This is a genomic window from Lacipirellula sp. (assembly GCF_965279485.1).
Lineage (GTDB): Bacteria > Planctomycetota > Planctomycetia > Pirellulales > Lacipirellulaceae > Lacipirellula.
In genome coordinates, this window is record NZ_CBDIIC010000002.1 from 3,524,236 (window position 1) to 3,538,254 (window position 14,019).

Annotated in this window: 11 protein-coding genes; 7 read left to right on the top strand and 4 right to left on the bottom strand. The window is 60.5% G+C overall.

Translation table 11 applies throughout. The annotated features are described in order from the left end of the window. The first annotated feature begins 161 nt into the window (after window positions 1-161). The 6 genes from ACQY7R_RS21745 to ACQY7R_RS21770 all read left to right on the top strand — a co-directional run bounded on the left by ACQY7R_RS21745 (window position 162) and on the right by ACQY7R_RS21770 (window position 5,545). Window positions 162-410, top strand: a complete 249-nt coding sequence (locus tag ACQY7R_RS21745; RefSeq protein ID WP_428307650.1) for a PLDc N-terminal domain-containing protein — start codon at window positions 162-164, stop codon at window positions 408-410. Next, window positions 382-2,061 carry an alpha-keto acid decarboxylase family protein gene (locus ACQY7R_RS21750; protein WP_428307651.1) on the top strand — a complete coding sequence of 560 codons (1,680 nt, stop codon included), beginning with the start codon at window positions 382-384 and terminating at the stop codon, window positions 2,059-2,061. The genes ACQY7R_RS21745 and ACQY7R_RS21750 overlap by 29 nt, the downstream gene beginning before the upstream one ends. Window positions 2,062-2,174: 113 nt before the next feature. Then, on the top strand, window positions 2,175-2,972 hold the full coding sequence (locus tag ACQY7R_RS21755) for a CPBP family glutamic-type intramembrane protease (protein ID WP_428307652.1): 798 nt from the start codon (window positions 2,175-2,177) through the stop codon (window positions 2,970-2,972). A gap of 240 nt (window positions 2,973-3,212) precedes the next feature. Next, entirely contained in the window at window positions 3,213-3,806 is a 594-nt protein-coding gene (locus ACQY7R_RS21760) for a hypothetical protein (RefSeq protein WP_428307653.1), read from the top strand. Between the two features lie 242 nt (window positions 3,807-4,048). After that, window positions 4,049-5,137, top strand: a complete 1,089-nt coding sequence (locus ACQY7R_RS21765) for a DUF1559 domain-containing protein (RefSeq protein WP_428307654.1) — start codon at window positions 4,049-4,051, stop codon at window positions 5,135-5,137. A gap of 30 nt (window positions 5,138-5,167) precedes the next feature. After that, window positions 5,168-5,545, top strand: a complete 378-nt coding sequence (locus tag ACQY7R_RS21770; protein WP_428307655.1) for a hypothetical protein — start codon at window positions 5,168-5,170, stop codon at window positions 5,543-5,545. A 98-nt stretch (window positions 5,546-5,643) separates the two neighbouring features. Here the strand turns inward: ACQY7R_RS21770 and glnA are convergent, their stop codons facing one another. Both glnA and ACQY7R_RS21780 read right to left on the bottom strand, forming a co-directional pair. Next, the gene (glnA, locus tag ACQY7R_RS21775) at window positions 5,644-7,059 is read right to left on the bottom strand and encodes a type I glutamate--ammonia ligase (RefSeq protein WP_275939689.1); all 1,416 of its coding nucleotides are present in this window, start codon (window positions 7,057-7,059) and stop codon (window positions 5,644-5,646) included. Window positions 7,060-7,564: 505 nt separating this feature from the next. Next, the gene (locus tag ACQY7R_RS21780) at window positions 7,565-8,554 is read right to left on the bottom strand and encodes a glutamine synthetase beta-grasp domain-containing protein (protein ID WP_152097009.1); all 990 of its coding nucleotides are present in this window, start codon (window positions 8,552-8,554) and stop codon (window positions 7,565-7,567) included. 646 nt (window positions 8,555-9,200) lie between these two features. Here ACQY7R_RS21780 and ACQY7R_RS21785 point away from each other — a divergent pair. After that, complete coding sequence (locus tag ACQY7R_RS21785; protein ID WP_428307656.1) at window positions 9,201-10,094, top strand: serine/threonine protein kinase; 894 nt, start codon at window positions 9,201-9,203, stop codon at window positions 10,092-10,094. A gap of 343 nt (window positions 10,095-10,437) precedes the next feature. On the opposite strand, the gene ACQY7R_RS21790 is transcribed toward ACQY7R_RS21785, so the two are convergent. Together ACQY7R_RS21790 and ACQY7R_RS21795 are read right to left on the bottom strand one after the other, a co-directional pair. After that, window positions 10,438-12,750: a polysaccharide biosynthesis tyrosine autokinase gene (locus ACQY7R_RS21790; protein WP_428307657.1), complete on the bottom strand. Its 2,313-nt coding sequence runs from the start codon at window positions 12,748-12,750 to the stop codon at window positions 10,438-10,440. A 277-nt stretch (window positions 12,751-13,027) separates the two neighbouring features. After that, a complete protein-coding gene (locus ACQY7R_RS21795) occupies window positions 13,028-13,990 on the bottom strand; it encodes an exosortase/archaeosortase family protein (protein ID WP_428307658.1) in 963 nt (320 codons plus the stop codon). Window positions 13,991-14,019 lie beyond the last annotated feature (29 nt).

A 14,019-nucleotide genomic window follows, 5' to 3' on the forward strand; every position in this document is an offset into this window, starting at 1 on the left:
CGACGTGGCGGGGCTCTAAAACATTCCGAGACGCCCAAGCTCAATTCTAGTCGCTGCAATCGCGCCGGTGCAGATCGCTGCAATTGGCCGGAATCGCGGCAATTCTTGCCTTCCGCTGGCGAATCCGTGATAGCGGATACAACCAGCCCGGAGATTAAAAAATGGAATTCTTGTGCGTCCTGCCGTTCATGTTCCTCGGCATTGCCGCGACGGCGTTTTGGATCTGGATGCTGGTCGACTGTTTGACCAATGAATCGAGCGAGGGAAATGATAAGCTTATCTGGGTGTTGGTGATCGTGCTGGCCAACGGACTTGGTGCCCTCATCTACTTTTTCGTTCGGCGTCCGCAGCGCGAGGAAGAACGCCGGATGGAGAACTCGCATGCCGACGAACGCTTCCCCCGCAAATGACGCCGACCGCCCTTCGATCGGCGAGTACCTTCTCCAACGACTTCAAGATTACGGCATCGCCGATTGTTTCGGCATTCCGGGCGACTACATCTTGTCGTTTTACGCGATGCTCGAAGAGAGCCCGATCAATGCGATCGGCTGCACGCGCGAAGATTGCGCGGGGTTCGCCGCCGATGCTTACGCGCGTGTGAGCGGGATGAGCGCGCTGTGCGTCACCTACTGCGTCGGCGGGTTGAGCGTCTGCAACTCGATCGCCGGCGCCTACGCCGAGAAATCGCCGGTGGTGATGATCACTGGCTCGCCGGGGCTACGGGAGCGGATTCACAACCCCCTGCTCCACCACATGGTGCGGAACTTCCGCACGCAGTACGACGTGTTCGAGAAGCTGACCGTTGCGGGGACGGAACTCGACGATCCTGAAACGGCGTTCCGTGAGATCGATCGCGTGCTGGCGGCGTGCCAACGGTTCAAGCGGCCGGTGTATATTGAGATTCCGCGCGACATGGTCCATGTGCGGCCAGAGGTGCGGCCGCTGTATTCGAGCCCGATTCCACCGAGTGATCCGCGGGCGCTCGACGAAGCGGTTGAGGAAGCGGCGGCCCGTATTGAAAAGGCCCGGCAACCGGTGTTGCTGCTGGGCGTGGAGATCCACCGCTTCGGGTTGCAGGACTTGGCGATCAAGCTGGCCGAGCAGGCGAAGATTCCAATCGCGGCAACGATGCTCGGCAAGGGCGTCGTTGAAGAGACGCACCCGCTTTACATGGGCCTGTATGAAGGGGGCATCGGCCGGCCGGAGATCACGCAGTACGTCGAAGCGAGCGACTGCGTCGTGATGCTTGGCACGTTCATGACCGATATCAACCTTGGCATCTACACGGCGGAACTCGACATCGGCGATTGCATCTACGCGACGAGCGAGCAGCTGCGAATTCGCCATCATCATTACCGTGACGTGAAGCTTGAGGATTTCATCAAGCGGCTCGTCGAGCGCGGCATCAAACGGCAGAAGCCGCAGCCGCCGGCGCCGACTGACTGGAAACCCGAGCCGTTCAAACTGCAGCCGCAGGCGCCGATCAGCATCACGCGGCTGATGCGGCGGATCGACGAGCAGCTCGACGAAGGGACAATCGTCATCGCCGACGTCGGCGACTCGCTGTTTGCTTCGACGGAACTCACGACGCACAATCGCACGGAGTTCATCGCGCCGGCCTACTACACGTCGATGGGATTTGCCGTGCCGGCGGCGCTGGGCGCTCAAACGGCCCGGCCGAACGCTCGCGTGCTGGCGATCGTCGGCGACGGCGCCTTCCAGATGACCGGCATGGAATTGTCGACAATCGTGCGTCGCAAGCAGCCGGTGATCGTCATCATCCTGAACAACGGCGGCTACGGCACTGAACGGCTGCTCCATCCGGGCGAGTTCGAGTTCAACGACGTCCACGGCTGGCAGTACGAGAAGCTGCCGGAAGTGTTGAACGGCGGGACTGGATACCTGGTGCGGACGGAAGGCGAGTTCGACGCGGCGCTTACCGCGGCGTGGAACGACCGCAGCGGGCCGAGCATTCTGCATGTGATTCTCGACGAGCACGACAAGAGCCGTGCGCTGGCGAAGCTAGCGGAGATGATGCAAAGGACGGTGGTGCAGCAGTGAGCGGCGCGGCGAAGAGTTCGACCGCGGGCAGCGTGTTGTTGCGGCTGGCCATTGGAGCAACCCTCGGTTTCGGGATCGCTGCGGGGGCCGACCCGCACACGCAATTCCTGCGCGTGGCTGACTCGGAGGTTCCGCCGGGCGCTCTGCGGATGACGCTCGCTGTGCTCGTGCTCGGCGCGCTCTTCTTTGCCGGCGGACTTTTGGCGGCGCGACGGCGGCGTTTCGCCTCAAGCGCGCCAACGACGGTTGCGGGCCGGCCGAAGCTGCGACGAGCCCAGCGACGCGCTGGATTTCGCGCCCTCTGGTGGCAGGTGATGCTCAGCGGCTGGCTTGCGCTCGCCTACCCAGAGCAATGGACGTGGCCGACGGTGGGACTGAAAACTGGAGTCTCCCTCGCTGTCAGTGCGATCGTCGGGATGCTCGCCTACGGAGCACTGGTCGCGATTTTGACTGGCGTGATCCACGTCTGCGGCGACCCCGGTAGGTTTCTCGACGGATCTGTGAGCACGATGGCGGCTCTCGTTCCCCGCGGGCGGACTCAGAAGGCGATGACTTGGATTGCGTTCTGTCTCTTTAATCCTGTTATCGAAGAACTGCTGTTCCGCGGCGTGTTGGTTTACCAAACGTCGCTGGTGCTGGGATCTCCTTGGTTGCCGATTGCCGTGGGGCTCTTGGTGAATATTGGCAACCATTGGTATCAGGGCTGGCGGTCGATGCTGCTGCATGTGCCGTTCTTTGCCGTCGCGGTCGCCTTGCTTTTCAGTCCGCTTGGTTTGGCAGGGGCGGTCGGTTTTCATGTGGCGGGCGACGTCGTGCCGATGGCGTTGGTTCGCAGGCAACTGCGGCAGTTCCGCGAGCGGCATCGGCGGGTCGGCTCCCAGGAGAAAGGTCTTGCGGTTCCCTCCCCTTGAGGGGGAGGGTTAGGGAGGGGTGGTCGCAGCGTGTACCAGCGTTCCACCCCTCCCCAGCCCTCCCCTCAAGGGGGAGGGAGCCAGAAGATTTTTTGGTAGCGGTGCTACAAAGCGAATGGACTTGGAATGCGAGAGGCACTCATTGCCTGTCTCAAGTTAAGCGCGGCAGTGATGAAAAGAAGTCGCTAAGATAGTTTTTCGCAACGCACAACCTCTCCCCATCTCTTTCGCGCTGAGACCATGGACGAGCAAACCGCCAAAATGGTCATCGCCGCCGGCGGATGCGTCGGCGTCTTGTTTTGGCTGACAGCGATCGGCCTCTATCGCAAGCTGGCCGCGGCGGAGAACCCGCGGCGTTTCGAATCGATCGTAAAAGGCCGCCAGCCGGGTGAAACGATCGACTCGCTGCTGCAGCGGGGGCAACTCATCACCCCGCAGACGCGAGTCGAACGGATCGCCGACAATCGTCTTGTCGTGCGGCAAATGGGCGTCACGCTCGAGCTTGAGGCGTCGCGGCAAGGGAGCGACACGAGGCTTGCCGCGACGGTGGACGATTCAACCCTGACGCATCGCTTTCAGTTGGGCCTGGGGGCGTTCGTGCTCATTTTGATGCCGATCGTCATTGGCGGCGGCGTCGCCGCGTTGTGGCATTTGGTGGCGCCGAGCAAGGAGTTGCCGGTCCGTTGGCAGGCGGTGCAGGTCGTGCAGATTGTGCACGTTTTGTGGCCGCCGTTCCTGATTTACTTCATTTGGCGGCGGCTGCACGTGCAGGCCGGGAATTCCGCGGCAAACCTGGCGACGCTGGCGTCGGCTGCAGCCGGCTCGCGTGAATAGATAGTCAGCGGACGCGGGGAACGGCTGCGATATGCGTACTGCGCATATTTTCCTGCGCGACGGCGCACTTCGTGTTTACACTGAAAGATTACAATAAACGGGTCCAGGCACTAGTCGACCCGCGCCGCCCGCGGTCGCCCCGGCAGGCGATCGAGAGCGGCGAGAGCTACGTTGCATTGAAATCAGGGTCACCCTCCTCGGCGGCAACTGCTTTGCCTACCACGAAAAGGACTCGTACTGCCATGCCTCGCTCTGCCGCGCCGGCGCGCGCCCCGCATCGCTGCGCCACTCAGGCGTTCACTCTGGTTGAACTGTTGGTGGTGATCGCCATCATCGGCGTGTTGGTTTCCCTACTGCTGCCAGCGGTCCAAGCGGCGCGTGAAGCGGCGCGGCGGATGAACTGCCAGAGCAATCAGAAGAACTTTGCGCTGGCGGTGATTAATTATGAGAACGCGCGCAAAAAATTGCCCGCTTCGTCAAATGCCATTACGGCGCTTACGGAACGAAACGGCACCACCTACGTGTATTCTCCTTACAGTGGCGGGCAATTCAGTTGGACTGTGCAAATATTGCCCTACATGGAACTGCAGAGTCTCTACTCGCAGTTCGATCAGAAACTCACGATTTTCACGCAAAACGCGCAGACGGCGCCCGAGAGCGCTCAGCCTTCGGTGATGCTGTGCCCGAGCGATTCAGCGGCTGGTCGCTTTTATCAATCTGAGTTCACCAACAGCAAGAGATTGGCCAAAGGAAATTACGTTTGCTATGCCGGGCCAGAGCATCTGAATTCCTCCAGAGTGTTCTCTGGAGCAATCGTCGACGGGGGGCAGGAGTTGCGTCGAATCGAAGACGGAACCTCGCAGACGATCATGCTTACCGAAGTGCGCACTAGAGACGTCGGCGACGACCAGCGCGGAGCCTGGGCGCTTGGTTGGGGAGGAGGCGCAAGTATCATCACGCTTGATCTGCACAGCGCCAATCTTGGCATTAACAATAGCTGGAACACTTCGAAGCCCGACGTTCCCTACATTCCCGGATCGACGACCGAGTTCACGTCGCGCGCTAATCCGCCGAATCAGCGCGGGGGAGCTGATATCTTCAACGCGGATCAGCTGAGGATTTGTTCGGATTCCGCCGGCGCCGACATCGAACGCATGCCTTGTCAGATAACCGGCGAATCATGGGGGACTGCTGCACCGCGAAGCTTGCATCCGGGCGGCGTCAACTCGGCCCACGTCGATGGCAGCATTCATTGGCTGAGCGACGAAATTGACGTCGTCGTGCTGGCGACAATGATTTGCATCAACGACGGTCTGACGATTGCGCAGTAGTGTCGAACGAGCCCCACGAAGGATGGATCGATGAAATCAACATTATCGACAATCGCTGTCGTCGTCGGAATGGTGCTGCTGTTAACCAGCTTCGCCTGGGGGACAATTTTCCCCGCTTCTGCTGGTTGGACGGAAGAAAAAAGCTTGCGGATGTCCGAGCTTAAAGGGCGAGCACACACGCTTGTTACTCAAGTCGCCGCTGCCAAAGAAAAGCCGAGTATGCACGGCGGCTCTAACGCAGCGGAGTTGGAAGCCGAGTTCGAAAAGGTCAAGGCGGAGCTGAAGGAGCTCGCCGACGAGCTTGACGGGCGAATCGAGTCGCCGAAGACGACGTCGACGATCCTGCGGTATGCGGGGATCGCATTCGTCGTGGCCGGAGGCTTGGTTGTCTACGCCAGCAAAGCCTGAGCAGGCGTCAGTCGCATACCGCTAAAACGAAATGAGCCGCCCTTTGCAAGGGCGGCTCATTTCATTGGTAGGATCGGCGTCGTCGTGAAAATCGACTGCTAGATATCGTAGTACAAGCAGAACTCGTATGGGTGCGGCCGCAGCGCCAGGGCCTGCACTTCGTTCTTCTTTTTGTACCAGATCCAGGTGTTGATCACGTCCTGCGTGAAGACATCGCCGCGTAGCAGGAACTCGTGGTCTTTCGCCAGCGCGTCGAGCGCTTCGCCGAGCGAACCCGGCGTCGTCGGCACCTTGGCGAGTTCTTCCGGCTCGAGGTCGTAGATGTCCTTATCGAGCGGATCGCCGGGGTGGATCTTGTTTTGGATGCCGTCGAGTGCGGCCATCATCAGCGCGGAGAACGCGAGGTACGGGTTGCTGCTCGGGTCGGGGCAGCGGAACTCGATGCGCTTCGCCTTCGGACTCGGGCTGTACATCGGGATGCGGCAGGCGGCCGAGCGGTTGCGCTGCGAGTAGGCGAGGTTCACCGGCGCTTCGAAGCCGGGAACGAGCCGCTTGTAGCTGTTGGTCGTCGGGCAGGCGAACGCGAGCAGCGCCGGGGCGTGGGCCAGAATGCCGCCGATCGCGTAGATCGCTTCGTCGCTGAGGCCCGCGTAGCCGTTGCCGGCGAACAGCGGGTGGTCGCCCTTCCAGAAAGAGATGTGCGTGTGCATCCCTGAACCGTTGTCGCTGAAGAGCGGCTTCGGCATGAAGGTGACCGTCTTGCCGTGCCGGCGGGCGACGTTCTTGACGATGTACTTGTACATGCACATGTTGTCGGCCATCGTCAGCAGATCGTTGTACTTCAGGTCGATCTCCGACTGGCCGGCGGTGGCGACTTCGTGATGCTGGGCTTCGACGTCCATGCCGCAGTCGATCATCGTCTGCATCATCTCGTTGCGGATGTCCATCAACTGGTCCGCCGGCGGGCACGGGAAGTAGCCTTCCTTGTGCCGCAGCTTGTAACCGAGGTTCGGGTTCTCGTCGGTCCCGCGGTTCCATTCGCCTTCGGCGCTATCGATGAAGAAGAACCCGCAGTTCGGCGTTTGGTCGAAGCGGATATCGTCGAAGATGAAGAACTCGGCCTCGGGGCCGATGTAGCAGGTGTCGGCGACGCCGGTGCTCTTCAGGTAGTTGACCGCTTTGCGTGCGACATTGCGCGGATCGCGGGAGTAATCCTCGCGGGTGATCGGGTCCTGGATGTTGCAGATCATCGAGAGGGTCGGCAACTGCACGAACGGATCGATGATCGCCGTCTCGGCCTGCGGCACGAGGAGCATGTCGCTTTCGTTGATCGCCTGCCAGCCGCGGATGCTCGAGCCGTCGAAGCCGAGGCCGTCTTCGAAGACTTCCATCTCAAGCTTGCTCACCGGAATGGTGAAGTGTTGCCAGAGTCCCGGGAAGTCCATAAACCGGAGATCGACGGCTTTGACGCCACGTTCACGGCAGAGGGCTAAGACGTCTTGCGGGGTCATCATCGCAGTTCCTGCGGGGGCTATCGGCTATCGGCCGGAGGGCCAACGAGTTGGATAAGTTTACGATTGGCGGAGCGATTTGAGCAATGAGTAGAACGTCCGTTTGATTTGCCGCAACGGTAGTACGTTCGACCAAAATTAGGGCCGTTAAGATATTCTACGTTATGAGCTGTGAGCAGCCGGGATAGTATTTCGCCGGCTAATCAGGCCCAACGGGCCGCGCTATGATAGCCCAGGGCGCAGCCCTGGGAGTGCATCGATCAGTTTGACCTTTAGCCCTGACGGGGCGAGATTAGCGCGCCCTTCCAGGGCTAGGAATCGGGGGCTGGATTGGCTACCCAGGGCTGCGCCCTGGGCTTCCGCAGCGCGGCCTTACAGGCCTGAATAAACTCTGGGCGACATAAAAAATAAACCCCGCTTCGCCACTAGGGCGAAGCGGGGCCGATCATTTCAAAACGTTAAGGTCATGGGCATGGCCAACAGCCGTTAGCTGACAGCCGACGGCCATTTACGAGCGGAGCGTCGCCAGGATGCGGGCCGTGACCTTGTACGGGTCGGCGTTCGAGGCCGGACGACGATCTTCGAGGTAACCCTTCCAGCCATTCTGGGCCGTGACGATCGGAATGCGGATCGACGAGCCGCGATCGCTCACGCCGTAGCTGAACTTGTTGATCGACTGCGTTTCGTGCAGACCGGTGAGGCGTTGGTCGTTGTCCGAACCGTACGAAGCGATGTGCGATTCGTGTTGACCGCGGAACTTCTCGCAGATGCTCTTGATGAACTCCTCGCCGCCTTGTTCGCGGATCGGGGTGTTCGAGAAGTTGGTGTGCATGCCGCTGCCGTTCCAGTCGCCCTTGACGGGCTTCGGGTGAAGTTCAACGACGATGTCGTACTTCTCGGCAATGCGTTGGAGCAGGTAGCGAGCAATCCAGGCGTCGTCGCAGGCCTTCTTGGCGCCCTTGCCGAACAGCTGGTATTCCCACTGACCCTTCATCACTTCGGCGTTGATGCCGGTGACCGACAGGCCCGCTTCCAGGCAGGCGTCGAGGTGCTCTTCGACCAGGTCGCGGCCGACGCAGTTCTTGATGCCGACCGAGCAGTAGTACGGACCTTGGGGGGCCGGGTAGCCGTCCTTGGGGAAGCCGAGGGGCTTGCCGTCCTTGGTCAGCGTGTATTCTTGCTCGAAGCCGAGCCACAGGTCGCTGTCGTCTTCGAAGCTGCCGCGGAGGTTGCTCGGGTGAATCGAGCCATCCGGCGAGAGGACTTCGCACATCACGAGCGAAGCGTTCTTGCGGAGCGGATCCTTGACGATGCGGACTGGCTTCAGCAGGCAGTCGGAGGAGCGGCCTTCAGCTTGTTGGGTGCTGGAGCCGTCGAAGTTCCAACCCGGGCATTCCTCGGGGGTCTTCGGCTCGCTGTCGACGATCTTCGTCTTGCTGCGCAGGTTCGGCTCGGGCTTGTAACCGTCCAACCACAGGTACTCAAGTTTGTAGGCCATTTCCTAAACTCGCTCCTCACGATGACTGGGGACTTCTGACGGGCATCCATCCACTAAAAGTAAGCGTCATCCATCCGAACGCCCGAAGGCGTTTGCGCTGACGACGGCATTTTGACTCGGGAATCTGCTTCGAGAGCGACCGCGCCGTCGCTGCCAAGACTCAACATCGTACGGCGTTCAACTGCGGCTCGCTAGGCGCCGAACGAGGGGTTCCCCGTTAGGTAGATCGCGATTTTCCAGCAGCGAAGCGCCCACGAAACAGGTCGTGAACAACGCACGGCTCGACAAGCAAACACGACCGCGCTGCACCCCTAAACCCGGCCAAGCGGGTGGGGAAACATTTACAGAATGGATGGTCCGCCTATCGCATCTCGGCCGAACCGCGGCATGCGCGGTATTTAGCCGAAGGGGGCTAAAGCAAGCGCTGCGCCAATTCTTGCCTTCCCCTGGCTGTTCGACGTAAAGTAATGGTTCAGAATCGGTTAGGATGATTGCTTCCGCGGGCAGGTGGATTGGCCGAAGGTCGCTTTGCCCAGCCGGGCGGCAATCGGTGCCCTGGCACTAGGCATCGCCGGCTGGCGGGGCGGATGGCTATTCCGTCAATTCAAACATTAATCGTTGTTCATTCGCTCGCTGCAGACGCCTCATGTCGGCTCCAGAACCCCGCCGCCTGAAGTTCATACCGACTGCCGCCACCTTCCGGCTTGGCGAGCCCTTGGGCGTGGGCGCCGTAGGGACCGTCTATCGGGCCGAAAGCGACGACGTCCCCTCCCCGGCGGCTGTGAAGGTGCTGCACCCTCATATCGCCCACGACGACACGGTCGTTGACCGCTTTCAGCGTGAAATTGTCATCATGGAGCGGCTGAACCACCCCCACATCGTCCGCCACTACGGCGGCGGCATGATGGATGGTCGGTTCTTTTACGCGATGGAGTTACTGAAGAACGGTTCGCTCAGCGACCTCATCAAACGCACCGGTCCCCTCCCCTGGCCGCTCGCAGCGCTGTACACGGCGCAGATCGCCTCGGCCCTGCAGCACGCCCACAACCACGGGATCATTCACCGCGACCTCAAGCCGACAAACCTCTTCTTCGGCGACGACGGTCGCGTGATCTTGGGCGACTTCGGCATCGCCCGCGATACCCATGACGCCGACGGGACCGATCCCGGCCGCACCGTCGGCACCTACGCTTACATGTCGCCCGAGCAGATTTGCGCCGACGGCGAAATCACGGGCAAGGCTGATCTCTACGCGCTCGGTTGCGTGCTCTACGAAATGCTGTCGGGCAAGCCGCCGTTCAAGGGGGCGAACTTCGCGCAGATTTGGGATCAGCACTTACGCGCCGTGCCGGCGAGCCTGCGTGAGCAAGGGATCGAGTGTCCCGAGTGGCTGGAGCACCTGATGATGCAGCTGTTGGCCAAGGATCCTCAGCAGCGGCCCTTTAATGCTCGCGCGGTGCAGGGCTTCTTGCGCGATCACCTGGAAGACGAATTTGGGCGTGAGTATGCGGAAGTGATTCGGGTGCGCTTTCCTCAATAGTAAGTTGGCGCTTCTCGCTCCTGCTGCAGTTTTTGGCGGAGCGTTTCGTTCTGCAGCGATTGGCCGGAAGCATGAGGAAAATGAAATTCTCAGGTTCCCTACCCTTGAGGGGGAGGGTTAGGGAGGGGTGATAGGAGCGTGTACCAGCGTTCCCCCCCTCCCCAGCCCTCCCCTCAAGGGGGGAGGGAGCCGGAACTTTTAAGATAGTAGAGCTCGCCCTTGGGTAAGCTTCGGAGCCCGGGGCTAGAAATCTCGCAGCGTATCGCAACGAAAAAAGGCGCCGAGTCGAACTGAATCGACTCGGCGCCTCGAAAATTATCCTGCGACGGTTGGCGTCTGAGCTTTAAATCTCGTTCTTGACCGTCAACCGCGGAGCCGAGCTGTAGGCGCCGGTTTGGTGGAGGCGAACTACGCGGCGGTCGGCCTTCAGCGGCACACCATTGACCACCGAACCGAGGACCCGCACCCCCATCCCCTTGAGCATCTCGACCGCCTTATAGACCTTGCGAATCTCGCTGTGGTCACGCAGCACGGTGAGAATCGCTCCGTCGATGTACTGGCCAAGCGACAAGGCGTCGCTGATGCCCAGGACCGGCGGGGCGTCGATGACGATGAAATCGAACTGGTCGCGAAGCTTCTCGAAGATCGCTTGCGGCTGTTCGGTCGCCAAGGCGTGGATTGCGTCGGCGTTGCAGACGCCCGCAGTCAGCAGGTACAGGCCTTCGTTGTTCGTCGGCTTGATGGCATCGACCAAGTCGATTTCCGAGCGAAGGACTTCGCTAAAGCCGTCTTCGATCGGCATGCCGAACAGCTTGTGAAGAGCCGGCGCCCGCAGGTCGCCGTCAACAAGCAGCGTCCGGCGTCCGGCCCGAGCAAAGCTCAAGGCGAGGCTGCTGGCGACAACCGTGTTGCCTTCCATCGTCCCGGAACTCGTCACCATGATCACCTGTCGGCCAACGGCCGCGGCGTCATGCATGAGCGTGGCGCGAACGTTGTCAATTGCTTCAGCGACTTGCGTGGCAACGAGGCTGGAGCCGGTGAGGGCCTTCAGCGAGGTCGTTGGCAGGATACCGAGGACGCGGACGCCGAGACCTTCGTCGATGTCAGCGGCGCCGTTCAGGCGGCGATGGCGGAAGTCGAGCAGTGCGACGCCGTAGCAAGTCAGCGCCATGGCGACCAATCCGCCCATGCCGGCGATCGCCACGCGTTGCAGCTTGTTACCGCTGGGGAGACGAGTCGCCTTCTGCATGACCGTCACTTTGTCGAAATCGGAAACGCCGCCCGCCCGTTCTTGGCGTTCGCGAGCTTCGTTCATGACTTGCCACTGCAGAACTCTCTCTTGCAGGTTGCCGGCGATTAGCTTTTCACTGTCGATGTTCGCTTCGAGCATTTCATGTTGGGGGTCGCGAACACCCAGAGCGAGGAGCTTGGTGCGAGCCGCATCCAGGTCTTTCTGGTATTTGGCGAGGCTGGTTTCGATCGACTTCGAGCGAATGTTGTACTCAACGATGGCCGACCGCAGCGCTTCGTTGGGCATCTTCGAGATCTTGTCTCGCAGCACGCGCTCCGCTTCGGCTTGCTGTTGAGCCATCTGGGCTTCGATCTGCTGGATATTGGCCCGTAGCTGTTTGATTTGCGAGCTAGCCGGATTCTTGGAAGTCGAAAGCTTCGATTGCAGGTCCGACTGCAATTGGAACAGCTTCTCCTTGTACATATTGATCGAAGGATCCTTCTCCAGCTCCATGGCGACCGCCTGATCGACGAGCGTCCGGCTGTTAGCGCCTTCAACGGCGAGCTGCTTGAAGACTTCCAGGTTGACCTTGTCGTCTTGCGCTTTCACGAGGAGATTCTCGAGATTCTTGATCTCGTTCATCAGCTGCGGAATTTCGACGTCTTCCCGCAGCGTGCCCATTTTCGCGGATTGCTCTTTGAGGTCGTTGAGCCGCGTTTCCAGCCGCTTGTTCGTGTCGCTGAGCACCTGACGCAAGTCCGCCTGCGTGCTGGCTGAAAGCAGGCGATCCTGCAACAGAACCTTCTCCTGATACGCCTTCACGACGGCGTCGACCACCTTAACCATCTGGTCGGCGTTCTCTTCGCCCGCGTAACGGACTTCGAGAATTTCGCCGTCGCCCGGGAACGTCACGCGAAGTTCGTCGGTGAGCCAGTTGATTTCCTGGCCCTGGTGAGCGCGAACGGCGTCGAGATTGGCGATGTCGGCCTGCTGCAGCACGGCGTCGAGGACGAGCGGACTTTTGAGCAGCGTGAGATGGTTCATCGCTTGGCGTTGCACGTCCTGCGGCGTCAATCGCTCGGATTGATTGTCGAAGACGTCGCTGCCGAGCTTCGAACGGACCTTCAAGTAGGCCGTGATGGTCGAGGTTTCTGGGAAGGCCCACCACAGCGCGCCCGCGGCGCCGGCGCCGACGATGAGGCCCATCAGGATGGCCATGAGCCACCGCCGGCGAAGGCAGTGGGTCATCCAGGTTTGGTTGAACCCGCCGGTGAGGATCTCCGGGCCGCGCGGGGCAAAACCGCCGAACGTCGCCGGGACGTTGCTGGGGACCGGCGACGCGACCAAGGCCCGCGACGGCGAAGCCTCGGCGGCGGGAGGATAGATCACCTCGGACTCGGAAATATCTGCGCCATCTCTAGCCATCGAGTGCCTCTCTAAAAACGATACCGACGTTGAGCGAAGATTCGGGGGCGATGCAGAAAAGCCGTCATTCAACCAACGCCACGAACCGGAATATTGTTCGGCGGCGTTTGCTTGCGTCACTGCGTTGCGTCCTCACCGCTGAAGCAATCGGCGGACCACTGAGGACGAAAACGATTCTCTTCCGGGAAATCAGCCAGTTCTCGCGTGTTGGGGAACGTCGGCAGTTGTTTCCGGGCAACGCGAAGTTGCCCAAATGCAACGTTCCGCCCGAGCCGTGCTACGCGGTCGCCGCTCCGTACGAGGCGAAAGCGTCGTCATCGATCGGGATAGTAATGTGCGAGAGGATGGTCAATTCAATCCACAACAATCCCAACCCGATTGGCATCATCGCCAGACCGGCCCAATCGTGAATGATATTGCTCAGCCAGGGGGTGTCTTGCCCGAAGGCGATGTACAGCAGCGCGGTCGAGACGATGCGGATGACGTTGCTAGCGAGTGCAATCGGAATCGCGCTCAGCAGCATAAGCCCTTTATCCCACCAGGGCCGATCAATGATCATGACCAGAGCCACGCTCATCGCTAGGAAGATCGTCAGCATCCGCAGGCCGCTGCACGCTTCGGCCACTTCCAGCGGTTCTTTCAGCGTGTCGACCGAAATGGTGTTGCCCATCCGCGAAGCGCTGACGCCGAGCGTTTGCAGCGTCCAAGTGCTGAGAATCGACGCCCAGGTCTGCAACTTCATCAGCAGCGTGTTTTCCACGATCGACGGCAGCGGGTACATGAACAGCAGGAACGCAATCGGCAGCCACGCCCAGCGGAACATCGATTTACCGCCGATAATCAGGCAAACGCCGAGCAAAGCACAGATAAAGCTGAGCCGCTCGAAGTTATTGAAGTCGAAGTACGCCGAGAAAACCCGAAGTCCCAGGCTGGCGGCGAGCACGCCGACGCCAATCCAGCGTTCCAGCGGGGCCGCTTCCTTCAGCGGCCGCTTGCGAATCCAAAACAAGTACGCGGCGAAGAACGGAATGATGTACCCGTGCGAGTACATGTCCTTCACCCAGAACGTTGCGGTGAAGCGGAGCATGTTCTCGTAAGCGGCGACCAACGCGACTACCAAGACGCCGAAAGTGATCCAGGCGGTCTGGGCGTCGCTCGACGACAGGGGCTGTGCGTCGTCGTAGTCGAATTCGCTGAAATTGCCGCGGGGATTCAGGTTTCGCGAAGCAGCGGTGCTCATAGCCAAAATGTCGCTGGATTGATTCGTGT

Bases quoted from the DNA above. Each gene is read 5' to 3' on its own strand.
- ACQY7R_RS21770 (WP_428307655.1), top strand. From the start codon at position 5,168: ATGAAATCAACATTATCGACAATCGCTGTCGTCGTCGGAATGGTGCTG.
- ACQY7R_RS21780 (WP_152097009.1), bottom strand. From the start codon at position 8,554: ATGGCCTACAAACTTGAGTACCTGTGGTTGGACGGTTACAAGCCCGAG.
- ACQY7R_RS21790 (WP_428307657.1), bottom strand. From the start codon at position 12,750: ATGGCTAGAGATGGCGCAGATATTTCCGAGTCCGAGGTGATCTATCCT.
- ACQY7R_RS21750 (WP_428307651.1), top strand. From the start codon at position 382: ATGCCGACGAACGCTTCCCCCGCAAATGACGCCGACCGCCCTTCGATC.
- glnA (WP_275939689.1), bottom strand. From the start codon at position 7,059: ATGATGACCCCGCAAGACGTCTTAGCCCTCTGCCGTGAACGTGGCGTC.
- ACQY7R_RS21760 (WP_428307653.1), top strand. From the start codon at position 3,213: ATGGACGAGCAAACCGCCAAAATGGTCATCGCCGCCGGCGGATGCGTC.
- ACQY7R_RS21745 (WP_428307650.1), top strand. From the start codon at position 162: ATGGAATTCTTGTGCGTCCTGCCGTTCATGTTCCTCGGCATTGCCGCG.
- ACQY7R_RS21795 (WP_428307658.1), bottom strand. From the start codon at position 13,990: ATGAGCACCGCTGCTTCGCGAAACCTGAATCCCCGCGGCAATTTCAGC.
- ACQY7R_RS21785 (WP_428307656.1), top strand. From the start codon at position 9,201: ATGTCGGCTCCAGAACCCCGCCGCCTGAAGTTCATACCGACTGCCGCC.
- ACQY7R_RS21765 (WP_428307654.1), top strand. From the start codon at position 4,049: ATGCCTCGCTCTGCCGCGCCGGCGCGCGCCCCGCATCGCTGCGCCACT.